Here is a 21,242-nt window from a genome sequence, read left to right on the forward strand (position 1 = left end):
ACGGGCGCCCTCGGGCCCCCCCGCCGGCGGGGGGGGGGGGGCCTGGGCGGCCGCGCGGCCGCCGGCGAGGGGGTTGAGCACCGAGAGCCCGACCGCGCCCGCCAGGACGGCGCCTGCGGCGATGCCGAGGGCCTTGTCCTCGGACGTGAAGCGGTCGAGCGAAAGACGATCAAAGCGACCGGACATGCAGGGAATCTCCTTGTCTTCCATGGCGCCTACCGGGTTAGCTGACGGATTCGGGCATGGAAGCAGCCCTACGGCGCGACTCTCGGGCGCGCCGATTCACCCCAGAAACGTGGGTCCCCGGCTCCGTTCCGGTCTCTGCGACCGGACGGACTCGGCCTCGCACCGCGGACGCGGTGCCGGTATACGGATGTTCTGCTGGCTGATCTTTATGAGGGGGCGCGCATCACCTGGCGCGCATCGCGTGCGGATACCGCTCCGCGATCCTCGGCCGCGCATGGTGCGGCCGGTGGCAACGCATGGGACGCGCTGCGTGATTCGGGATCGAACGTACCAACCATCCCAAGAAAAGCAAACCAGGCATAAAGTAAAGTCTTGCCTGCTCAAAGCCCTTCCAAGGGACTCCCAACACCGGCACCCCGCCGCGTCTTCCCGATCTTTGTCGGAGTGCCCCGCACCCCTTTGCCCGACGGGCTTACCGGTTCTCTCGGAAAAGGTAAAGAAGATCGAAAAGGGGCGGCCGGCGGGCCTGGCCGCGCCGCCGGAGGCCCTCTCCCCGCCCTCCGAGTGAGGCGTACATCACACACAGCGATCTTCGCTGGTCAGCGGTGCCGTTCGTCACCGCGGGGCGCGGACGGTCACACCACGTAGACCGCGAAGAGCGTGGTGTCGTCCGCCGCCCGGTCGTGCTCCATCCGCCCCAGCACCTCGTCCAGCACCAGATCGGGGCGCATGGAGCTCTCCCGCAGGATCCGGGTGAGGCGGACGATCCGCTCGTCCAGGTCGGCGTCCCTGCGCTCGACCAGGCCGTCGGTGTACAGGAAGAGCATGTCGCCCGGGTGGAGCCGGGTGGTGATCGTCGTGTACTCCCAGCCGGGCATGGCGCCGAGCATCGGGTCGCGGACGACCTCCAGCGGCGCCGCCCGGCCGTCCCGCACCAGGATCGGCGGCGGGTGGCCCGCGCACGTCCATTCGAGGACGTGCCGCGACGGGTCGTAGTGGGCGACGATCGCGGTGCCCGTCGCGGGCGGGTCCATGGCGCCGATCAGCTCGTTCAGCCAGCCGACCAGCCGCCCGGCCCGCTCACCCGTACAGGCGAGCCCCAGCAGGCCGTTGCGGGTCCGCGCCATCGCCGCCGCAGCCGGCAGGCCGTGCCCGGCCGCGTCCCCGATGGCGAACATCGCCCGCCCGTCCTGCAGCGTCCGGGTCGCGAACCAGTCGCCGCCGATGCGGGCCGTGCTCTCCGCCGCCATGCTGCGGATCGAGGTGCACAGGCCCGGCAGCTGCTCGATCTCGTTCTCGTCCGGCAGGATGGCCCGCCGCAGCGTCACCGCCACGCGCCGCTCCTGCGCCGTCCGCGCCTGCTGCCGCAGCATCTGCCGCCGGGTCTCGGCCAGCGCCCGCTCCACCCCGCGCCGCCGGGTGATGTCCTGCGACACGATGTTGATCGAGACGGGCAGCCCGGACTCGCCGAGCACCGGCTCGGCGAACACCCACAGGTGGCGCGGCGTCCCGTCGTGGCCGATCACCCGGTGCTCCGCCTCGACCGGCTCGCGCCGCGAGAACATCGTCTGGACGGCCTCCTCGACCAGCGGAAGGTCGTCGTCCGCCACGACCTTCGGCAGGTCGTGCGGCACCGGCGGCACCTCGTCGGGGGCGAGGCCGTAGTTCGCCAGCATCTGCGGCGTCCAGTCCGCCTCCCCCGTCGCGAGGTCCCACTCCCCGAACCCGATCAGGGCGAGCCGCTCGACCCGCTCCAGCCGCCGCGCGATCCGGTCCTCGGCCAGGTGGTACCGCCAGGTCACGCACACGCCGGTCGGCACCCGGACGCACCGGACGCTCATCCGCGACGAGCGGGACAGGCCGCGCTGGGCCGTCGAGTACTGGATCGAGGGGCGCTCCAGCCGCGTCCCGGACTCCAGCACCTCGACGTAGTCGTCGAACAGGCCGCTGAGCACCGCGCCCGGGTCCGTCCGCAGCAGCCGCAGCCCGGTCAGCTCCTCCGGGCCGCGCCCGAACATGTCCCTGGCGACGCCGTTGAGCTCCGCGAACAGGAAGTCGGCCACGTTGCCGTCCGGCCCCCGCACCGGGACCAGATGGGCCGCCGAGTCGAGCGCCCCGTCCAGCACCGCCTTCGCCGCCGGGTCGTCGGGCACCCGCGCCAGGATCTCCGCGTCCCCCGCGGTGTCCTCGGCCGTCACCCGGCGCAGCACGTCCTCGGCCTCCGACAGCACCGCCTGGCGCTCCGCCGGGACCTCCTCGGTGCGCGGCGCCCGCCGCCCCGCCACCACGGCCCCGACCGGCCCGCCGCCCCCGTCCTTGACCAGGAGGGACGCCGCCTCGGCCAGGTCCATGTCGAGGTCGCGCGCGAGCCAGATCAGGTGCTGCAGGGCCTCACCCGGCGGAACGCCGAGCCGGCGGGCCAGCACGACCCGCGCCTCGGCCAGCACCGCGCGGTCGTGTGCCGCGCCCCGCAGGTCCTCCACGTCCGCGACGTGGACCCCGGGCTGGGCGCCCTCCGCTTCCGCCAACCTGTCCCCCGTTCGGCGTCACATGCCTCTGGGAGAAAAAAGCTACATACGTCAGTGAGGGACTATTCGCCCATCTCTTCATAAGGAGGGCATATCTTTGCCCGGGTTTTCCGTTCCCGCCCGGACTCGACCGCTTCCGGTGACCCTCTGGAGAGGGAACCGTTCCCCGCCCTGTGACCCGCGTCACACCCTCGCGACCTGCCTGGTCAGCGAGGTGATCCGCGCCGTCGCCGTCCGGAACGACGTGCCCGCCGGGTGCAGGGTCAGCACCACCACGATCCTGTCCCCCACGACCCCCGTCGTGTGCAGCACCGGCCGCCCCAGCCCCAGGTCGGGCCCCCACGCCGCCGGCCGCACGCCCCGGCACGGCTCCGCCGGCGTCTCCCCGAACCCGGACCACCCCTGCTTGACGGCCCACGGCCGCATCAAGGCCCGCGGAATCCCGAACGTCTGGTCGAACCCGTCCGTCCCGCACGGCGTCGACCTCCGCAACTGCTCCAGGACGAACTCCCGCTGCGCCTCCGGCGCCTCGTCCAGGAGATACCGGTACATCCGCACCACGTCCCGCGCGCTGAGCGCCGTATACCCCCAGAAGCCGGGCTTCTCAGCAGGGGGCGGCGCAGTGTCCTCCAACCCCACCTTCCGCACCATCCGCTCGATGATCCGCCCCTGCCCGCCCCGCCGCCAGAACTCCGTGGCCGCCGCGTCGTCGCTCGACCGCAGCATCGGCACGAGCAACCGCCGATCGGCCGCCGAAACCGCGTGCCGATCCATGTAGTCCAGCGCGATGAGGATCTTCACCACCGAGGCCGACCGGAAGGTCCGCCGCGTCGCCCGCGCCACCACCACCCGCCCGGCGGCACGATCAAAGACCTCGTACGAGGCCCGCACCCCCGCCGGCACCCGCACGACCGGCGCCTTGGAAGGCGTCACCGACACCCGCGGCTCAGGGCTACCGCTGCTCACCGGCCGAGCCCCTCCACCGTCCCCGCACCCGCACACCAGCCCGAGGCCCACGACCCCGGCCAGCACCACCCGCAACCGCACCATCCGGCCTGCCTACCAGAGATCCGCGCACCCGTATCTCGGTACGCACGACCCCGCAGACTGCGCTACAGTAATTCACGCCTGCTCCACCAGGCACCGGGACGTAGCGCAGTTTGGCAGCGCACTTGACTGGGGGTCAAGGGGTCGTGGGTTCAAATCCCGCCGTCCCGACAAGAAAGACCAGCTCAGAGGCCGTTTCTCCACCACGGAGAACCGGCCTCTTGATCGTTTGTTAGCCGTTCGTTAGCGAACCCGGCCGCCGCGAGCGGCACTCGACCGGTTCACACGGGACCAGGAAGACCGGCATCCGACCGCTCCTGCCCACCGGATGTTCACACGTCCTGGCACCTGGCCGTCTGCCCATCGGCGACCTGCGATCAACCAAGTCCCCGATGACCAGACGGGCCTCCCCCGCCGATCGGCACCGCAAGGTCATCTCATGGCGACCGGACTCTTCCTTGGAACCCGTCCAAGAGCCCTGGGCTGCCTCCGGCCCTGTCCCGGCGCCGAGCCGCACGCTCTGCCCGTCGATCAGCAACGAAGCCTCGCGGCGCCTGCTTACGGCGTGGGCTTGCAGAAGGCAGACAGAAAGAAGCCCCGGTCCCTCTCGGGCCGGGGCTTCCTCGGTGCCATGTCCGGGCGTTAGCGCTTCAGAACCGCCACGAGGCTCGCGAACTCGTCGCGGCGCAGGGTGAACTTGGCGCCGGCCGGGTCCTTGCTGTCGCGGATGCCCACGGCCTCGCCGAGGTCGGCCAGTTCGACGCAGTTGTCTCCGGCCTCACCGCTGCGCGACGACTTGCGCCAGGTCACGTCCATCGCTCCCTCACAACCTTCCGCATCAGCTCGACCGACGCCTTCGGCGAAAGCGCCTCCGCTTGAAGCCTACTGAAGATCTCGCTGGCGATCGTGAGGTCTTTCGGCTCCACGCTGGTCTCGCCGCCGACACTGCTCTCGATGTACACGACCTCGCTGCGGTCGGGTTGCGTGGCAATGGTGAAGGCGGCCCGAGCATCTCGCTGGTAGCCGATCGGAGCGATCTGAATCGTGACGTTCTCACACTCCGACATCTCGATCAGATGCTCCAACTGCTCGCGCATGATCTCTGGCGACCCGACCTCACGAAGAAGAACGGACTCGTCCATCACGACGAACACGGTGGGGGCGTTCGGCTTGGTGAGGACGCTCTGGCGCCGCAGCCGGTCGAGGACGGCTTCATCGTTGCCGAGGATCACTCTGGCGTACGGCTCGGTCTGGAGGAGCCCGTAGACGATCCTGGTCTCGAACGCGCGCAGCGAGTCAGCGGACGCCTCGGCGCGGGGGAAGTCCGCGAAGAACTTCGGGTAGCTGCTGGAACGCAGAAGTTCGTCCCATGCATCGACCAGGGCCGTGCCCGAGTCCAGTCCCTTGTCCATCCGTTCGGCGAAGTCCCTACGGCACTTGGTGCGCCCGGACTCGACCTGGGAGATGTAGCTCCGGGTGACCGCCGTCCGTGCGGCGAGCTCCGTCCGATTGAGTCCCGCTTCCTCGCGGAGGCGCGTGACCTCTGCGCCGAAGGCGACGGTCTTGGATGTCGGTTTGCGTGCGGCCACTGCTTCGCCTCCACGTGAGCGAGGGGAACCCACCTACCAGCGATCGACAGCGCCACGTGTGTGCTGGGGCGCTTCGGTGGTAACGCTACGCGGCGGAGTTAAGGCTGTGCAGCGAGTTACTCGAACCCGTCAGTGGCCAGCGAAGGTCGTGCCGATGTCCGCAGCACCGCAAACTCCTGAAGTCCCGACGATCGTCCTCGTTTCCACCGATCAGGCGCCGCGCCTCGCACGCCGGTTCCTCGCCGAACAGTTCGCCCGCTGGGGCAACACCGACGACTACACGGGCCGTCTCGTGGTCTGCGAGCTGACCACGAACGCCTACAAGCACGGCGAAGGCCCGATCGTCGTTCGGCTCTTCCTCGACCCGGACGATGGGCGGCCGGTGATCGAGGTATCGGACACCGGCACGGGCCACCCCGCCGTCCAGCCTCAGGACTACGCCGCCACCTCCGGCCGTGGCCTCCAGCTCCTGGCGGAGCTCGTGCACGAGTGGGGAGTCAAGCGCCTCACCGGCGGCGGCAAGGTCGTCTGGGCCAAGCTGCCCTGACGCTGCGATGCCCCCGACACGAGGAGCCAGGGGCCACGCTCCGTGTGAGGAAACGATGCGAGTTACGTTGCTGCTACTGCAGTACCTCTTCCCTGAATGGTCGATCACGCTGGATCGAGAGGGCATCTGGAGGGCGACGGGGCGCGTCTTGATCTCGGCGTCCGACCTGGACGGGTTGATGGACCTCCTCCACACCGCCGACCCAGAAGCCTTCGAGCGCGCCTTCCGCCAGCTCGAAGAGCGGAAATGACCGACTGGTGTGAGGAGCCCCTCCATGCGGCGAGTGCTGGCAGACCGCGCGTTCAAGCCGTTCGATCACGGACGTCGACGACCAGAGCGCACTGGACCCGGAGGAGCCGACGGCGCTGATCTGCTCTGTGCATCCTGCGGCAGCGGAGCCCAGGCGTTCGGGAAGGCGGCCATAGCCAGGCGCGCTTGCGCGCTCGGGCCAGCCGGTGGAGGTGAGGGAGCGCCGCCTGCTGGGCGTGCTTTTCGAGTATGCGCGGCGGCTCTTCGAGCAGCGTCGGCCTGGGCGTGACGTTCCTGGAGGCTGCGCAGCTGAGCAATGGTGTCGAGCAGGCTGATGAAGTTGGCAACGAGCAGCATCATCGACACCACCGTTCGCTCCTTCGCCGTGCCGGTGAGCGCGAGCAGGCGGGCTGTGGTGCGCAGCGCATTGCCTGCCGGAGTCGGGGTGGGGATACGGCCGTAGGGGGCGCGGGCCGCGCGGTCGTAGGCATCGGCGGCGCGGTGGAGGTGACGGTTGCCGGTAACTCTGGCTGCGACGTGGAGCGCGTCCGAGGCTGCCCAGCAGGCGTCCTGCGCAGCATGCGGGTTAGTGACAAGGTGTCGCCGAATCTGGGCGGTGGCAAAGGCCGCGGCACGGGCCGCATCGTCGTAGAACGCCTGGCGTTCCTCCGATGTCAACTCATCCTGGCCAGCAGCCGACTGGCGGTACGCGGCAGGAGAGGCCCAACGCTGGCGGAGACGGGACAGCGACAGGTCATCGGCAAGACGGCTGCCGGGATACCACGTCGGCTCATGACCATCGTGTTCAGCAGCGAAAGCGACGGCGTAGCCAGTGATCTGCCCGTGAACGGTCTGGCTGTAGCGCAGCTTGACCAGAAGCCCCTCACCCCGAAGCCGGTCGAGGAACTCGTTGGTCGTCGCCGACTCGTCCGCCGCGCGGCGGACGGCCGTCCGCAGCACGGCTCGTCTTGTCCGCTCGGACAGATGCCGTCCGTCCAGCAGACAGACCGGGGACGACGCGTGGACGAGCCCGGCCGCGCCCGTCCACCGGCGGCGAAGCTTGGGCAGAGTGAGGTCGGCAGCGAGCTTCCCTCCGCCGAACCACACAGGCTGCCCATCGCTGTTCAGATCGTCGGGGAGGGCGACGGCGTAGCCGGTCATCTCGCCGGCCGTCCGCTCGCTGAAACGCTGGCGGACCAGGACACCCTCATCACGCAGCCGCCGGAAGAACTCGGCTTCGCTGCTCGCCCCGGCCGCCGCCGTCTGGACTTTGCGGCGCAGAAGCGTGCGGGACGGTAGCGGCCGGCCGTGGCGGACGGCTTTCTCGATCTCGCCTCGGCTCGGCCGCCGCGCCGCCGTCCGGTCCGCCGGAGCCGTCCGCCGCAACCCGTACCGCCGCTCGACCGAGCGGCAAGCGTCCCGGACGCGGTAGCCGTCGTTCCACACATCGGGCCGACCGCCGTCCTGGCGCGCCAAGGTCACCACGATATGGACATGGTCGGCGGCATGCCGGACCGCCACCCACCGAACCGCGCCAAAGTCCCCGTCCGGAGCAAGCCCGACCCGGTCCATCACCTCATGAGCGATCCGCTCCCACTGCCGATCGGACATGACCGGGTCCTCGGGCGCCGCCCGCAACGGTAGATGCCACACCGGTTGCCGATAGTTCTGCTCCCCCAGCAACGCCAACGGCTGCGTGAGCAACGCGTCCAAACGCCGAAAATCCCGACTGCCATCCGCCCGCACCCCAGGCTCCAACTCCGGCGGGCTCCGGAAACCCGCCACCACATGCGGATCGCGATGCTCCTCGTGCCGGCCAGGACCGTACAGGTAGCGCAGCAGCCCCATGACACGCTCTCCGCGACGGATCTTCCCGATCACCCACGGCCCCCGGCCGACCGCTCAAGGGAGCCGATGCCGCAACTCCTGAGCCAGCTCATCGAGTCGGTCAATGCTGCGCGCCGCCGCCTGGGCATACCAGCGAAGCTGCTCAACCAGCTCACCAGAATGCAACGCCGCAACAGCCTGATTGAGATTCACACCGACCCGCTGCACCTGCCCGGCAGCGAACAACACCGCCGCCAGCGCCTCCCGCACCACGGCGTACTCCGAAACCACCCGTCCCTGCGCCGCCGCCAGACTCGCCTGCGCAGCGAACGCCCCCAGCGCCAACCCCTCGTACGCCGCCGCAGCCGCCAAAACCGCATACTCCTGCTCCGACAGCGCAATCCTCACCGACCGACTCCGCTGCGGCGACCGAACCGAACGCCGCCTCCGCGGCACCCCCGAACCCGACCCCGACTCACCCACCTCGGCCGTATGCCCCACCCCCTCGGGGATCGCGCCCGATCCCCTCCGCCCTGGTTGGACCGCGCCCGGTCCAACCACACAAATGAACGTTGCCTATTACTTGCTCCACCACGGCGAAGGCCGACGAGACCATGACGGCATCGGTCTCGTCGCCTGACTGCCGACTCTGATCGAGGCTTCGCACCGGGGCCTCCAGCGGCGGATCCGCACACAGCGACGGGCCGCCACCCCGTCCGACCCTCACATGACAGAGATCAAAGTTAATGAAATCCGCTGCAAGATTCTATAGTTGATCCCTCGTATAGTGAGGGAGCCGAAGACCAAGCACCAACTTCACGACCGGCGCGTCGCAGCTTTCCCACGGCCGAGGTCTACAGCGTTGACGCGCCGGTCTCCGGTCTTCCAATCCGACGGTCGCTGGTTCGAATCCTGCCGGGCACTGGAGTTGGACTGGAGCCCGCAGTAGATCGACGCCTGGCCGCGGGGGTTGCGTCCACGGAGGTGGTGTATGAGTTTGACCTGGTTAGAGGGCGTGGCGTCGTGGCGTGAGACGGCCATCGCGCCATCCTTCGAGTCGACCAAGATCAGAAGGAGAGGAACGCGATGGCCGTGGACAATTAGGAGATCCGGCGGCGCACCGACGTGGTCGGCATCTTCCCCGACCGCGCCGCGATCGTCCGCCTCGTCGGCGCCGTGCTGATGGAGCAGAATCTCAATGGGTTGTGTCAAGCCGCAGCAGTGCTGATAGGTGGTGCTGGGGTGAAGGTCCGGTTGTCACAGAGCAGTGCCCACAGCACATCGACCAGGCGTCTGGCCAGGGGCGAGCAGTGCCTGGGGGTGGATGCGGTTCTCGCCACGTTTCCGCTGGTAGAAGGCTTTCGACGGGCCGTCGGCTTTGATGCTGGACAGCGCCGCCATATAGAACACCCGGCGCAGCGCTCGGTTATAGCGGTTGGGGCGGCGGAGATTGCCGCTGACCCGGCCCGAGTCTTTGGGAACCGGCACCAGACCCGCGTAGGAGGCCAGGTGCCCGGGACTGGCGAAGGCCGCCAACACCTCACCACCGGTGGCGACGATGAACTCCGCGCCCAGGATGGGGCCCATGCCGGGAAGGCTCTCGATGATCTCAGCCTGCGGATGGGCGCGGAACCGTCCGGCGATCAGCTTGGTGGTGTCCCTGATCGCCCGATCCAGGTCCAAGAGCCGACGGGCCAGACTTTTCACCAGGATCACTGTCGTCGCCTCACCGGGCAAGACGACGTCCTGGTGGGCGGCGGCGTCCAGTGCCCCGGCGACCATCGAGGAGATCTTGTTGCTCCTGACCCCGTGTTCGGCCAGGTACTCAGCAAACTCGTCTGCTCCGGCCTCCCGGAAGTCCGCCGGGGTGCAATAGCCGGCGACCAGGGTCGTGCCGAGCGGGTCGCGTAGTCGAGCATCCGCTCCAACGCGGGGAAGATGCTGGTCAGCAGTTCCCGCAGGCGATTGACTCCGCGGGCCCAGTCGGCTGACAGGTCGGCCCGGTGCGAGGTCAGCCGACTCAACTCGACCACCAATTCGTCGGGAGCGGCGACCTCGATCAGGTCGCGGTGCCGCATCCGCGCGGTCTCAGCGGTGATCCGGGCATCCTTGGCATCGGTCTTGCCCTCACCGCGGAACGCCCCGGCCATTCGGTTCACCGTCCGGCCCGGCACATAGACGACCTTCTGCCCGGTGGTGAGCAGCATCGCCAACAGCAATACCGCTGCTGCGCTGGTCGGATCCACCGCCCAGCGCACCTCCGCGCTTGTGTCGGCGGTCTGGTTGATCAGCTCCTCGATCGCCTGCTGGTCATTGACGACCCTCATTGACCACAGCAACTCACCGTCGGTCGCGACGGCCGCCGCGTGATGGCGGGCCTTGCCCGCGTTGACCCCCACCCGCACCACATCTGCAGCCATCACCCGGCCCGCCCTCCCGTTCGCGCAGGTCGACCCCCTGGACAGCCTCGCCGGCAGGTCCCTAAACAGCGACGACACGCATCAGATCTCAATAAGCGGACGAGGTGTCCCGGGCGGCGGGGCGGCCATTCTGCTCAAGCCACCCAACGGCAGACGACGAATCAGCCACACCCCACCGCCCCGGGCACCTGGGGCATCCCGCCCCAGACACCACGACCTTAGGGACCGACGAATGGCCCCAGAGCCGCCCGCTACATGGGCCTGGAATTCCTCGCCAAAGCCCACCTTCGCGTCATCGACGGAACCACACCCGACCCCAAGATCGACAACCAGGAACTTACCGCTTAACCTGCAGAAACAGGCTCACGCGGAGATCAACTCTTACACCACTCCAGTGGACGTGACCCGAGTCGGATCTGCGTATGTACCTGGCCTGGTGCACCGAACGGCGCCTGGACCCATTGGGGGTACGGCGTGCGCATTTGGAGATGTACGTGCGGTGGCTGCAGGAGGTCCGCCGGTTCCGGGCCACTCGACCGCGTCCCGACGACTGTTCGCGTGGTGCACTCTATGCAGGAACCTTCGGAGATCTTGGAAGTGGACGAAGCCCTGGAATTGGCGCGGCGGATCGGCTGGGGCTCTGGCAATAGTCGGCCAGGCGGCGGATTACGCGCGGTAAGGCGCTAATGTTGGCCTAGCGGGAGTCGTGGTTTATCGGCGGCGAAAACATGGGGATGCGCGTTGCCTGGAGATGGTGAGGTCACTGCCGCGAGCGTGCTGCTCAACGAGTACGAGCGCGTCAAGGACGAGCAGAAGAGCCGCATCGGGTTCCGGGACAACCTCATTTACGCGACGCTGGCATCCATGGCGGTGGTCGTCGGCGGCGCCATGCGCAGGAGCCTCGACGCCGAGTTGCTCGTCGTCATGCCACCGGTCGCGCTGCTGCTCGGCTGGACCTACCTGGTCAACGACGAGAAGATCTCCGCGATCGGACGCTATGTGCGGACGGACCTGAGCCCCCGCCTTGCGGCGCTGGTGAACGGCCTGGACACCCCCTTCGGCTGGGAGGTCGCGCACCGCGACGACCGCCGGAGGAAGTCCCGCAAGCTCCTCCAGTTCGCCGTCGACCAGTTGCTGTTCTTCATCGCCCCGATGGCGGCGCTCGTCGTCTACTGGTGTGAGGGACCGGTGCGGGCCCCGGTCCTGACGGTGTCCCTCGTGGAGGTGGTCGCGCTCGTCGTCCTCGCGGTCGAGATAGCCCGCTACGCCGATCTACGGAAGGGACGGTGACCGGCCGATGGACGGCGAGTACCGGGCGGGCCTCATCATCCCGCTCCAGGAGGAGTACGAGGCCGTCGAGCAGGTGCTCGTCCGTCTCGGCGACTTCAAGGTCGACGGGCACTACTACTACCGGTTCCAGGTTCCCGGCACCGACATCAAGATCGTCGCGATGATCTCGTTCGACATGGGGTTGCCGTCAACCGCGGTGGCGGCACAGCGGCTCTTCGGCGACTTCGGCGTCCCGCTGCTCGCGGTGGTCGGCATCGCCGGCATCCTCGACGACAATCTGAGATACGGCGACGTGGTCGTCGCTTCGGAGATCCAGTCCTATCTGAACGCGGGGAAGGCGGTGCCGTCGGCCGACGGCAGCGGTTTCGAGTTTGTGAGCGCGCCCACGGGGTGGCGGCCGTCCGCGGAGATCGTGGAGTTCGTCCGCAACTTCCGCAACCGGGACGCGGACCGGGCGCGCCACCGGGCGTGGCGGGACGAGGCGCGCCGCCGCATGCTTGACGACGGCGCCGACCCCGGCGGCTCCGGGCCCGACTATGTTGTCGGGCCGCTCGCGTCGGGCGACTTCGTCAGCGCGGCCGAGCAGTTCAAGAGCTTCCTGCTCGCCAGGAACCGTAAGTACGCCGCGGTGGAGATGGAGGCCGCGGGCGCCGCGCTGGCCGCCTACCGGCAGGACGGCACCGACCTCCTGGTCGTCCGCGGCATGTCCGACCACGCCGATCCCCGAAAGGGCGAGCAGGATCGCCGGCGCGGCCGGGACGGGACGCCGAACGTGTGGCGCCGGCACGCCGCCCGCAACGCGGCCGAGTTGCTGGCCGCCCTCCTCGGCTCCCCCGAGTTTCCCTGGCGACAGCGGCCGGTCGTGAAAGAGCAGACGCCTCCGAGCGAAACGCGAAAGACGTCCCTGCTGGTGGTGCCCCTAGGGCTCGCGCCGCCCGTTCCCGGCACCGGGCCGGGAGATGACGACCGGGCGGCGTCCTCCGGCGCATCCTCCGGCGCCGACTCCGAGGTCGACCATCAAGCCGAAGCCGCGCGCATCGGCCATCACCTTCCCCATGTCTACGACGACCTCAATCTCGATGACGGCAGGGATGGCGGGGACGACGACGGGGACGACGACGGGGCGTAGCGTCCCGAGCGGAACGCCTCAGGCCGGGCTCTCCTCCCAGTCGCGCAAGCGCCGCATCTCGGCCAGCAGTTCCTGGACGGCGGCCAGCGCGCCCTCGTGTCGGGCGATGCCCTCCAGCCGCTCGGCGGGCGTCCGAGAACCGGCCTTGCGCAGGTCGTCGCGGTCCCGCTCCACCTGGGCCGCAAGCTCCCGGAGGGATTCGGAGATCTGCTCGGCCACGGTGCGATGGGTCGCGAGGGTCACGTCCCGAGCGGTCCGCAGCGCCGTGTCGGTGATCTCGTCCCGCACGTCGCTCAGGATCTGCGTCGCAAGCTGACGGGCCCGGACCCGCTTGCGCTTCTGCTGGTTGATCGCGACGAATACCGCACCGCCGATCAGGAACGGGACCACGATCGGCGCGGCCGGGCCGGAGGCGATGGTGGAAGACGCGAGCCAGCCGCCGTGCTGGAGGGCGAGGGCTGCGGCGGCGGTGATGCCCGTGCCGGTCATGCCGCCCATCAGGGCCTGTCGCGCGTCGTCCGGGCCGAGCCGCCACGGCGTGTCGACGCTGACCTCGGCCGGCAGCCGCGCAAAGACCGCGCTGGTTTGCTGCAGTCGCTCGAGCGGGCCGGACAGCCCGCCCTCCGCCATCAGGTTCCGCACCCGCTTCGCGGACTTCTCGATCTCGGCCCGGGAGTACTGCACCATCTCGGTCAGCGCCTCCTCCGGCTCCGCCATCAGCCGGGGCACCAGCTCTTCGATCTCCGCGGGCTTCAGGTCGGGCAGTTGCTGACCGTACTCCCGCTCCAGCCCCCGCAGCCGCCGGTCGGCGATCCCCCGAAGGCCGGCGAGGGTCCGCTTGCAGGCATTGTCAAACTCCCTGCGCCACAGGTCGCCGTTGTGCTCCACCCAGCGGGAGATCCGGGCCCGTCTCTCCTCGACGGCGCGGGCCGCCTCGCCCTCGTCCGACAGGAACGCGATCTGGTCGGACGCCCGTGACTCCACGGCGCCGAGCACGAGTTCCACCAACCGCAGCACGTTGCGGCGGTGCAGTTCCGCTCCGCGCGCCACGATCTCCTTCTGGACGATCTCGCGGAGTAGGCCGATGCCGGAGGTCTCCAGCAGCGCCCGGCGCACCGCCCCGCCCGACTCCAGCGCTGCGAGCGCGTTCTCGGGCGAGACGGAGACGGCCCTGACCCGGTCGAACAGCACGCACAGCCGCCGGGCCCGCGCGGCGTCTCCCAGCAGGGCCTCCCACTCGGCGGCATCGGTGAGCGTCGCCATGTCCTCGGCCAGCCAGTCCCGGGAGCCCAGATCCAGGTCGCCGTGGGTCTGCACGATGACGCAGGACTCCACCCGCTCCACTGCCTCGGCCAGGAAGCGCCGCTCGCTCGCCGAGATCGGCTCCCCCGGCTTCAGGACGAAGATCACGGCGTCGGCCTCGGCGAGCGCGGCCAGCGCCGCCTGCCGGTGCGCCGCCCACAGGCCGCCGACCCCGGGCGTGTCGATCAGTTCGAGGCCGCCGTCGAGGATCTCGGCCGGTGTCTGGAGGTTCACCGAAAGGACACGCGCCTCATCGCCGTGCCGGTCCAGGAAGCGCGCCTCGCCGGCGATGGTGATGTAGGTGCGGAAGTCCTCCTCGGTATTGAACGGGCAGGCGACCACCTGCCCGGCCTCCTGGACGATGGCCTGCCCCTCCAGCGCCGGGCCGCCGCGGACGCGCGTCCAGGCGGCGGTGGTGGGGCGGAAATCGGCGGGCAGCAACCGCCGGCCGAGCAGCGAGTTGATCAGCGTGGACTTGCCCCGCGCAACTTCCCCGGCGACGACGACCGGGAGGGCGGGCGTCCGCCACCGTTTGGCCATGCTTTGCAGCCCTTGCAGGGTCCGCTCATCGGACAGGTACGGGGTGCCCAGCTCAAGGGTGGCGCGCACCAAGTCCTGGATGCGCCGGACCGTCTCGTCGGCGGGATTGGAGGTGGACATCGGCGCGCTCACTCCTCGGCAAGGTCGTAGACGACGACGCGGGCCGGCCGCAGCAGCCGCCCGGTGTGATCGGCGAGCCCGGCGTGGACGGTCTCGGCGACCGTCTCCCGCAGGTCGTCCTGCGGGGGCGGCCTGCTGGACACCCACTCGTGCACGTCCGGGTCGAACCGGGTGCCGCCCCTGGGGACGATGAGCACGGCGCCCGGCAGGGGGCTGACGGCCTCCGCCAGCCGGCGGCGCAGATCGGGGCTGGTCAGCCGGTCCGCGACCGCCAGCACCGCGAGCGCCACCTCGGCGTCCAGTCCCGGCGGCCGGGCTTGCGGCCCGCCCCCATCGGGTTCCGCCGGGCGCGCGGCCGGCTTCGCCGGGCGCGCGGCCGACTCGGCTGACCCGGCGGCGGGCTCGGGTGGCCACGGGGCCGTGGCTTCCTCCGTGCGCCGCGCGCTCCGTGTCAGGCGGTGCCACCACCGGGCCTTCTTGGGGCTCTCCCGCACTTCTCGCCTCCAGGTCTGGTCGGGTGGGTTCATCGGACGGCCTTCCCGTCGAGCGCGGCCTCGGCGACCGTCTCGGCGACCCGGCGAAGCCTGCTCGGACGCCCGGGACGCCGCGCGATGCCCCGCCAGCGCCGCCCCATCTCCGCCGTGGCCGGGATCTCGCCGCGCAGCAGCCGCGCGGCGGCGTCCCGATCGGACCGCGGGACGTAGGACATGGCCGTCCCCTCCAGCGCCAACGCCGCAGCACGCCGGTCGAGCCGCCGGTACTCCGGCCGTTCCACCAGCCCGGCCAGTTCCCGGCGGACGATCGCGGCGCGCTCCGGACCGCAGTGCGCCGCGAACCGCTCCAGCCGCCGCACGACGGTACGGGTGGTGAACAGTTCGGCGTCCTCCCGGACGTCGTGGAGGAGGGCCTCCAGCCGGGGAACTCGCGACAGCCCGTCCAGACCGCCTGCCAGTTCCGCCACCGTGCGGCAGTTGGCCACCAGGTCCGGCAGGGCCGGGCCCACCCAGTTGAGGGTGCCCAGCACGTCGTGGAGGTCGTGGACGTCGGCGGGGTCGCGGCCGTGTGCGGTCCAAAGGTTCCTCAGCGCCGCAGGGCCGCGTCCTGCGGCGGAGAGGGCGAGCATCGACTCGTCGGCGGCGATCTCCCGCAGGGTGCGCAGGTGCCGGTCCGCCAGCAGCCCGCACCTGGCGGACTCGGCCAGCCGCTGGTTGACCGCGGCCACCCGCTCCGGCGGCAGCCCGGTGTCCGCGGCCAGATCGGCCTCCACCTCCGCGGCGGAGGCGCCAGGGACGGCGTCGGCCTTGGCCCCGACGACGATGACGTTCCCCTTGTCTGCGAAGGCGCCCCCGGTCAGCCTCAGGAACCGCCCGATGCGCTCCCGCGCCTCCTTCCAGACGATCGCGTCACGCATCAGGAAGATCAGCGCGGCGGCGGCACCTGCGGTGGGAGAGTCGGCGGCGAGCATCTCGGTGGTGGCCAGGGCCCATTGCGACGGGGTGTTCATGCCCGGCGTGTCGACGAGGGTGTAGTGCGCGGTGAAAGCGCGGTCGAGGGTGGCGGTCCGGTGCACCGGGCCTAGATCGGGTGGAGCGGCCGCGTCCGACCGCCGGTACCACGTCACCCGAGCAGTGGTCTCCATGCGCCTGGTCTTGGCGACCTTCGCCGCCAGGAGGGCGTTCACCAGCGTCGACTTGCCCGTGGACACGTCGCCGATGACCGCGACCCGCAGCGGCTCGCGACACTGCCTCGCGGCGTCGAGCAGGACCGTTTCGTTGCGGAACTCCAGCCTTCGCTCCAGCCGCAGGCAAAGCTCGCCCAGAGCCGCGACGACATCGCCCCGCGGCGCGGCGGCGCCCGGACTCGCGGTCACGCGTCCTTCCTCTCCAGTGCCACGCGGAACAGCTTGGAGTCGGCCAGGACCGGGAACAGCCCGTTGTGGACGGGCCGCACCATGGCGGTGCAGCCCGCCGGCGCGCTAGCGCTGCGGGCGAGCACAGCACCGGTCAAACCGTCGACCGCGATGAACGCCGACTCCTCCGGGTCGTAGGCGAGCACCGCCTCCCGGCCGCCCGCCGACCTGCCCGTCTCCACCAGGCTGGACGACGGGAGCGGGACCTCGAAGGCGACACTCAGACCCCTCGTCGACACTCGGTAGCAGGTCAGCGTCCCGCCGCCCGCGACGTAGACGCGGCCGTGCAGCGGGTCGACGGCGAAGTCGTCCTTGTCGGAATCGAAGCTGACCGAGCACAGGCGCCTTCCGTCCTCCGGCTCGAACAGCGTGAGGTGCCCACCGCCCCACGCCACCAGGCGGTGGGGCGAGTCGGTGAACGCCATCCCGCTAGTCGGGGCGGTGGTCCGGAGGGCGGCCCTTCTGACCCACCTGCCGTCCCGCCGCTGGTAGATGGCGCCCGTGTGACGCCTCTCGCACCAGGCGGCCCAGTTACGGCGCAGGGCCAGCGCGACGACGCCCTGGTCCCGCGAGAAGCCGAAGAGGGACAAGACCCGCCCGACGTATCCTTCGCGCTCCAGTTCCCCGCCGGGCCCGACTTTCCAGGTCTCGACCAGGCCGTCGTCGGTCCCGCTGATCAGCGTCCTGGTCGTCGCGTCGTACGCGAGGCTCCACAGGTATCCAGTGAGGTTCCCGACGACGAGGCTCAGCCGTTCAGTCGCCGGTCCCGGCAGATAGGTCATGATTCGCCGTGTTCCCGACCGGCAGGCGTATCCGTTCTTGGTCGCCACGACGGGCGGCCCCATCGGGATGTTCGCGTCGTCCGGCAGGGTGAATACCGGCTCGCTCGTCATCCGTATCTCGTACGGCGGCACCGTACGCACCGCGCCGAGCGCGACCGCGGACGTCACGGCGCTCCGGTCCGTGTCGGCGATCCAGAGGAATTCAGCGTCCGCCGTCCGGGCAAGGCGCTTGGCCTCCTCGCGCACCGCCGGGACCAGCGAGGTCCCGCCCGACAGTACGACGCTGCGGACCGGGTCCGTCCCGCGCAGAACCTCGATGGCGTGTTCCAGCGGCGCCAGGCATTCCTCGACGACATCTTCCGTCGCAGCCTGGAATCCCTCCCGCCGGATCGGTACGTCAGGCATCCCTTCGAATTCGACGGAGAAACCGCTCAGCGGTAACGCGGACAGTTCGTGCTTGGTCTGCCGAGCGACCTCCCATACCTCGTAGGGATGCTCCTCCCGGAGTCTCGTGAACACCTGAACGTCGCTCGCGGACAGCTGGCCGGCCACATGGTCGAGAACCGCGGCGTCGAGGTCGTCCCCGCCGGCCTGCGCCCCGTCCTGGAACAGCGGGACCAGCCGCCCGTCGTCGCGCCTGGTCAGCACGGCCAGGTCGGACGTCGACGCCCCGACGTCCAGCACCGCCACCGGGGCGGGCAGGTCGCCGTCCAGCTCCGCGAGCACGTGCCGGATCGCCGCCTCCGGCTCGTTCACCAGGTGTAGGACGGACCGAACGCCGGCCTGTCCGGCGGCCTCGCGGAGCAGGGCGCGCTGGCCGTCGCCCCAGGTCACCGGGTGCGTCAGCACAAGCTGCCCGGGAAGCCCGGCGGCCCGCCCGCGGATACCCTCCAAAGCGTGGCGGAGAACGGCGGCCATGCCGTCGACCAGCGGCAACTCGCCGTTTCCGAGCCGCAGCACCAGCCCGGACGACCCGCCGGCCACGGCGTGATTGACTCGCTGTTTGAGTTCGGTGCCGAGCCGGAGCGGATTGCGGCCCTGGGATCTGATGGCCCGGGTGCCCACCAAGACCTCGCCTTTGCCGGTGAGGTAGACCGCGGTGGGGAATTCCGCCGCGTCCCCGAACAGGACGCTCTCCGGCGGCCCGCCCGCCGAGTCGAGAATGGCGGCCTTGGTAGACGACGCTCCGAAGTCGATCGAGGCGATCACCTGCAACGCTCCCCCGCATGCGATGCGCGGCCCCGGCCGCGCATAGAACGAATCCGCCCGGGGGGAGCCATCATGCGAGCCCGGGAGATCAAAGCATCTAAGCCTGATTCTAGGCCACGGAAATGCTCGGCAAGGCCTGTCAAAATGACGGTGACCGACAGCGGCCGATTCGCCCGCTCGGCGTCAACTCGTGCGTCGGGGTCGGCGACGGCCGGTTGTCCTCATGGAATGACCGCCGTCTGCGCGGCGTAGACGCTGACGTTGTCGCGGTAGGCATGCCTGCTCTCGTCGAACGGGCCGCCGCAGGTGACCAGCCTGAGCCCCGCGTGGTCGAGCGGGCCATAGACGCGCCGGGTGGGGAACTTTTCCTTCGCGACCCGTTCCACGGACTCGGCGGTGAACACGGCGGTCCTGCCGCCCGCGCGCGCCATCTCGATTCGGTGCCCCGGCCGCAGCCATTCCAGTTCATAGAAGACCACGGCGCCCTTCGCAGAGTCGACGCGGCCGAGCCTTACGGCCGCGCCGCTCTCCCGGGGCGGCGCCACCCTCGTACCGGCCCGCCTCGCCGGGACGGTCGGCCCGCGGCACCTGGACGGAGCCGTCCCGCCAGAACCACACAGAACCGCAGGTCACAGCTTCAACATGGGCCTCTACCGAACCCGGGGGCGCTTCAGCGCCCGGCCTAGTCACAGGCCGTGGTGATGACCGCCAAGACACCTCCTGGCCGCAGCACCTCCACGCCGAGACCAGCAACAAGCCGAGTTGCTCCCTGCTGGGCATCCACAGTCCGCCTGGCACGCCGGACAACCATGTTCACCTGCCCGGTGCGGTGCCGTCATGACTCTGATCTAAGCCCACTGCGCAGAACTAACCCGGTTTTCGAGCCCGCTGGCCGCCGCCGCGGCATTCCCAGGACACGACGGTCGGGCTAGCCTCGGGCTTTCACCGGACGGCGGGTCGAGAGTGACCATTTAGACAAGAAAAGTGCTCCCGAGCTGGGAGGATAGGGCTTGTCGAGAGTCCTGTCCGCACCAGTCCGAAAGCACTTTTCGAGTGAAGACTACAGGTCGCCCCGCCAAGCTCGCGGTGTCTTCGGACGGGGCCGGGATCGTCGGTCATGCCGGTGGGGTGCTGCTTGCCCAGACGCTCCGTGCGACCGGGCTCGACCAGGCACTTTCCGCCGGGTTGGAGCGGTGGCGCAGGCCGCGGGCGACCCACGATCCGGGCAAAATCGTCGCGGACCTGGCGGTGATGCTGGCGCTGGGCGGGGACTGCCTGTCCGATATCGCGGTCCTGCGGGCCGAGCCGGAGCTGTTCGGGCCGGCGCCGTCCGATCCGACGGTGTCGCGCCTGGTCACCACCCTGGCCCAGGCCAGCCCGCAGGCGTTGCGGGCGATCCGCAGGGCCCGGGCGGCGGCTCGCGAGCGGGTCTGGGAACTGGCCGGCGAGCGCGCTCCCGGGACGGGCGGGGGCCTGATCCCGGTGGATCTGGACGCCACGATCGTGCTCGCGCACTCGGAGAAGGAGAATGCGGCCCCGACGTGGAAGCGCACCTTCGGGTTTCATCCGATGACGGCGTTCATCGACCACAGTGCGGGCGGGACCGGTGAGGCCGCCGCGCTGGTGCTGCGGCCGGGCAACGCCGGGTCCAACACCGCCGCCGACCACATCACCGCGGGGCACCTGGCCCTCAACCAGATCCCGACCCGCCTGCACAAACAAGTCATCATCCGCACCGACTCGGGTGGCGGCACCCACGAGTTCCTGGACTGGGTCACCGCCCGCCGCGTCAAGTACTCGATCGGATTCAACCTCACCGACGACATCTGCGCCGCCATCCTCGCCCTGCCCGAACACGTGTGGCAGTGCGCCTACGACGCCGACCGCCAGCCCCGCCGGGGCGCGTGGGTGGCCGAGCTGACCGGGATGCTGGACCTGTCGTCCTGGCCGAAGGGGATGCGGGTCATCGTCCGCCGCGAACGCCCCCACCCCGGCGCCCAACTGCGGTTCACCGACGTCGACGGGCACCGCTTCACCTGCTTTGTCACCGGCACCCGGCCCGGAGGCAAGCACGGGCAACTCGCCGACCTGGAGCTGCGCCACCGCCGCCGCGCCCGCTGCGAGGACCGCATCCGCTGCGCCAAGGACACCGGCCTGCGCAACCTGCCCCTGCACAGCTTCGCGGCCAACCAGGTCTGGCTCGAACTCGTGGCGCTGGCCGCGGACCTGACCGCCTGGGCCCAGATGCTCGCCTTCGCTGATCATCCGGCCCGCCGCTGGGAACCCAAACGGCTGCGTCTGCGGGTCTTCTCGGCCGCCGCGCGCCTGGCGCGGGGCGGCAGACGGCTCCGGCTCCGGCTGGCCCGCCACTGGCCCTGGAGCGGTCTGATCGCCTCGGCGATCAGGCGCCTGCAGATGCTCCCGGCGCCCTGACCAGCATGAACCTCCCCATCAACACCAGGAAGGAGACCCCCGGGCCCGTGGAACCCCGCCCACCCGACGCGACAGTCGGGCCCAACGGCTGACCCGCCGCCGAAAGCCAAGAGTCGGCTGGGTCGCTCCGCGACC

General features: G+C 70.2%; 17 protein-coding genes, 1 tRNA gene, 2 pseudogenes and 1 riboswitch. Of the genes and pseudogenes, 7 read left to right on the forward strand and 13 right to left on the reverse strand.

Going from position 1 to position 21,242, the window contains the following annotated elements:
• From ABWI07_RS29280 to ABWI07_RS29290, 3 genes are all read right to left on the reverse strand, one after another.
• The coding region (locus tag ABWI07_RS29280; RefSeq protein WP_353820451.1) for a hypothetical protein at positions 1–186 on the reverse strand (186 nt) is incomplete at its 3' end.
• 11 nt (positions 187–197) lie between these two features.
• Positions 198–336, reverse strand: a riboswitch (cyclic di-AMP (ydaO/yuaA leader).
• Between the two features lie 485 nt (positions 337–821).
• A complete protein-coding gene (locus tag ABWI07_RS29285; RefSeq protein WP_149264434.1) occupies positions 822–2,714 on the reverse strand; it encodes a PP2C family protein-serine/threonine phosphatase in 1,893 nt (630 codons plus the stop codon).
• Between the two features lie 183 nt (positions 2,715–2,897).
• Positions 2,898–3,680 carry a hypothetical protein gene (locus tag ABWI07_RS29290; protein WP_353820452.1) on the reverse strand — a complete coding sequence of 261 codons (783 nt, stop codon included), beginning with the start codon at positions 3,678–3,680 and terminating at the stop codon, positions 2,898–2,900.
• 178 nt (positions 3,681–3,858) lie between these two features.
• Here ABWI07_RS29290 and ABWI07_RS29295 point away from each other — a divergent pair.
• A tRNA-Pro gene (locus ABWI07_RS29295) sits at positions 3,859–3,932 on the forward strand.
• A 471-nt stretch (positions 3,933–4,403) separates the two neighbouring features.
• Here ABWI07_RS29295 and ABWI07_RS29300 read toward each other — a convergent pair.
• Positions 4,404–4,577 carry a DUF397 domain-containing protein gene (locus tag ABWI07_RS29300; RefSeq protein WP_353820453.1) on the reverse strand — a complete coding sequence of 58 codons (174 nt, stop codon included), beginning with the start codon at positions 4,575–4,577 and terminating at the stop codon, positions 4,404–4,406.
• The gene (locus ABWI07_RS29305; RefSeq protein ID WP_353820454.1) at positions 4,568–5,350 is read right to left on the reverse strand and encodes a helix-turn-helix domain-containing protein; all 783 of its coding nucleotides are present in this window, start codon (positions 5,348–5,350) and stop codon (positions 4,568–4,570) included. Before ABWI07_RS29305 ends, ABWI07_RS29300 begins: the two co-directional genes overlap by 10 nt.
• 154 nt (positions 5,351–5,504) lie before the next feature.
• Between ABWI07_RS29305 and ABWI07_RS29310 the strand changes: the two genes are divergently transcribed.
• On the forward strand, positions 5,505–5,897 hold the full coding sequence (locus tag ABWI07_RS29310) for an ATP-binding protein (protein ID WP_353820455.1): 393 nt from the start codon (positions 5,505–5,507) through the stop codon (positions 5,895–5,897).
• A gap of 67 nt (positions 5,898–5,964) precedes the next feature.
• Positions 5,965–6,147 carry a hypothetical protein gene (locus ABWI07_RS29315; RefSeq protein ID WP_353820456.1) on the forward strand — a complete coding sequence of 61 codons (183 nt, stop codon included), beginning with the start codon at positions 5,965–5,967 and terminating at the stop codon, positions 6,145–6,147.
• A 65-nt stretch (positions 6,148–6,212) separates the two neighbouring features.
• Here the strand turns inward: ABWI07_RS29315 and ABWI07_RS29320 are convergent, their stop codons facing one another.
• Both ABWI07_RS29320 and ABWI07_RS29325 read right to left on the reverse strand, forming a co-directional pair.
• Positions 6,213–7,994: a relaxase/mobilization nuclease domain-containing protein gene (locus tag ABWI07_RS29320; protein ID WP_353820457.1), complete on the reverse strand. Its 1,782-nt coding sequence runs from the start codon at positions 7,992–7,994 to the stop codon at positions 6,213–6,215.
• 54 nt (positions 7,995–8,048) lie between these two features.
• Positions 8,049–8,381, reverse strand: a complete 333-nt coding sequence (locus tag ABWI07_RS29325) for a hypothetical protein (RefSeq protein ID WP_353820458.1) — start codon at positions 8,379–8,381, stop codon at positions 8,049–8,051.
• Positions 8,382–9,077: 696 nt separating this feature from the next.
• Between ABWI07_RS29325 and ABWI07_RS29330 the strand changes: the two are divergent.
• Positions 9,078–9,167: pseudogene (locus tag ABWI07_RS29330) on the forward strand (transposase); the annotation flags it as partial.
• Positions 9,168–9,181: 14 nt separating this feature from the next.
• Here the strand turns inward: ABWI07_RS29330 and ABWI07_RS29335 are convergent.
• Positions 9,182–10,396 (reverse strand): annotated as a pseudogene (locus ABWI07_RS29335) (IS110 family RNA-guided transposase).
• A 738-nt stretch (positions 10,397–11,134) separates the two neighbouring features.
• Here ABWI07_RS29335 and ABWI07_RS29340 point away from each other — a divergent pair.
• Positions 11,135–11,683: a hypothetical protein gene (locus ABWI07_RS29340; protein ID WP_353820459.1), complete on the forward strand. Its 549-nt coding sequence runs from the start codon at positions 11,135–11,137 to the stop codon at positions 11,681–11,683.
• A 7-nt stretch (positions 11,684–11,690) separates the two neighbouring features.
• A complete protein-coding gene (locus ABWI07_RS29345) occupies positions 11,691–12,812 on the forward strand; it encodes a 5'-methylthioadenosine/S-adenosylhomocysteine nucleosidase family protein (RefSeq protein WP_353820461.1) in 1,122 nt (373 codons plus the stop codon).
• Positions 12,813–12,830: 18 nt separating this feature from the next.
• Here ABWI07_RS29345 and ABWI07_RS29350 read toward each other — a convergent pair whose 3' ends face one another.
• From ABWI07_RS29350 to ABWI07_RS29370, 5 genes are all read right to left on the reverse strand, one after another.
• A complete protein-coding gene (locus tag ABWI07_RS29350; RefSeq protein ID WP_353820462.1) occupies positions 12,831–14,774 on the reverse strand; it encodes a dynamin family protein in 1,944 nt (647 codons plus the stop codon).
• Between the two features lie 8 nt (positions 14,775–14,782).
• Positions 14,783–15,301, reverse strand: coding sequence for a nucleotide exchange factor GrpE (gene grpE / locus ABWI07_RS29355; RefSeq protein WP_353820463.1), 519 nt, complete (start codon positions 15,299–15,301; stop codon positions 14,783–14,785).
• Complete coding sequence (locus ABWI07_RS29360; RefSeq protein WP_353820464.1) at positions 15,298–16,644, reverse strand: GTPase; 1,347 nt, start codon at positions 16,642–16,644, stop codon at positions 15,298–15,300. Before ABWI07_RS29360 ends, grpE begins: the two co-directional genes overlap by 4 nt.
• Positions 16,641–18,674, reverse strand: coding sequence for an Hsp70 family protein (locus tag ABWI07_RS29365; RefSeq protein ID WP_353820465.1), 2,034 nt, complete (start codon positions 18,672–18,674; stop codon positions 16,641–16,643). The genes ABWI07_RS29360 and ABWI07_RS29365 overlap by 4 nt, the downstream gene beginning before the upstream one ends.
• Before the next feature lie 221 nt (positions 18,675–18,895).
• Positions 18,896–19,153 carry a sortase domain-containing protein gene (locus ABWI07_RS29370; RefSeq protein ID WP_353820466.1) on the reverse strand — a complete coding sequence of 86 codons (258 nt, stop codon included), beginning with the start codon at positions 19,151–19,153 and terminating at the stop codon, positions 18,896–18,898.
• A 574-nt stretch (positions 19,154–19,727) separates the two neighbouring features.
• Here ABWI07_RS29370 and ABWI07_RS29375 point away from each other — a divergent pair.
• Complete coding sequence (locus ABWI07_RS29375; protein WP_353820467.1) at positions 19,728–21,107, forward strand: IS1380 family transposase; 1,380 nt, start codon at positions 19,728–19,730, stop codon at positions 21,105–21,107.
• The last annotated feature ends 135 nt before the right edge of the window (positions 21,108–21,242 follow it).

Source organism: Actinomadura sp. NPDC000600 (genome assembly GCF_040492135.1).
Taxonomy (GTDB): domain Bacteria; phylum Actinomycetota; class Actinomycetes; order Streptosporangiales; family Streptosporangiaceae; genus Spirillospora.

What these genes read in the sequence shown, in the direction of transcription:
- ABWI07_RS29310 (WP_353820455.1), top strand. Translation starts at nt 5,505, where the DNA reads ATGTCCGCAGCACCGCAAACTCCTGAAGTCCCGACGATCGTCCTCGTT.
- ABWI07_RS29350 (WP_353820462.1), bottom strand. Translation starts at nt 14,774, where the DNA reads ATGTCCACCTCCAATCCCGCCGACGAGACGGTCCGGCGCATCCAGGAC.
- ABWI07_RS29320 (WP_353820457.1), bottom strand. Translation starts at nt 7,994, where the DNA reads ATGGGGCTGCTGCGCTACCTGTACGGTCCTGGCCGGCACGAGGAGCAT.
- ABWI07_RS29300 (WP_353820453.1), bottom strand. Translation starts at nt 4,577, where the DNA reads ATGGACGTGACCTGGCGCAAGTCGTCGCGCAGCGGTGAGGCCGGAGAC.
- ABWI07_RS29345 (WP_353820461.1), top strand. Translation starts at nt 11,691, where the DNA reads ATGGACGGCGAGTACCGGGCGGGCCTCATCATCCCGCTCCAGGAGGAG.
- grpE (WP_353820463.1), bottom strand. Translation starts at nt 15,301, where the DNA reads ATGAACCCACCCGACCAGACCTGGAGGCGAGAAGTGCGGGAGAGCCCC.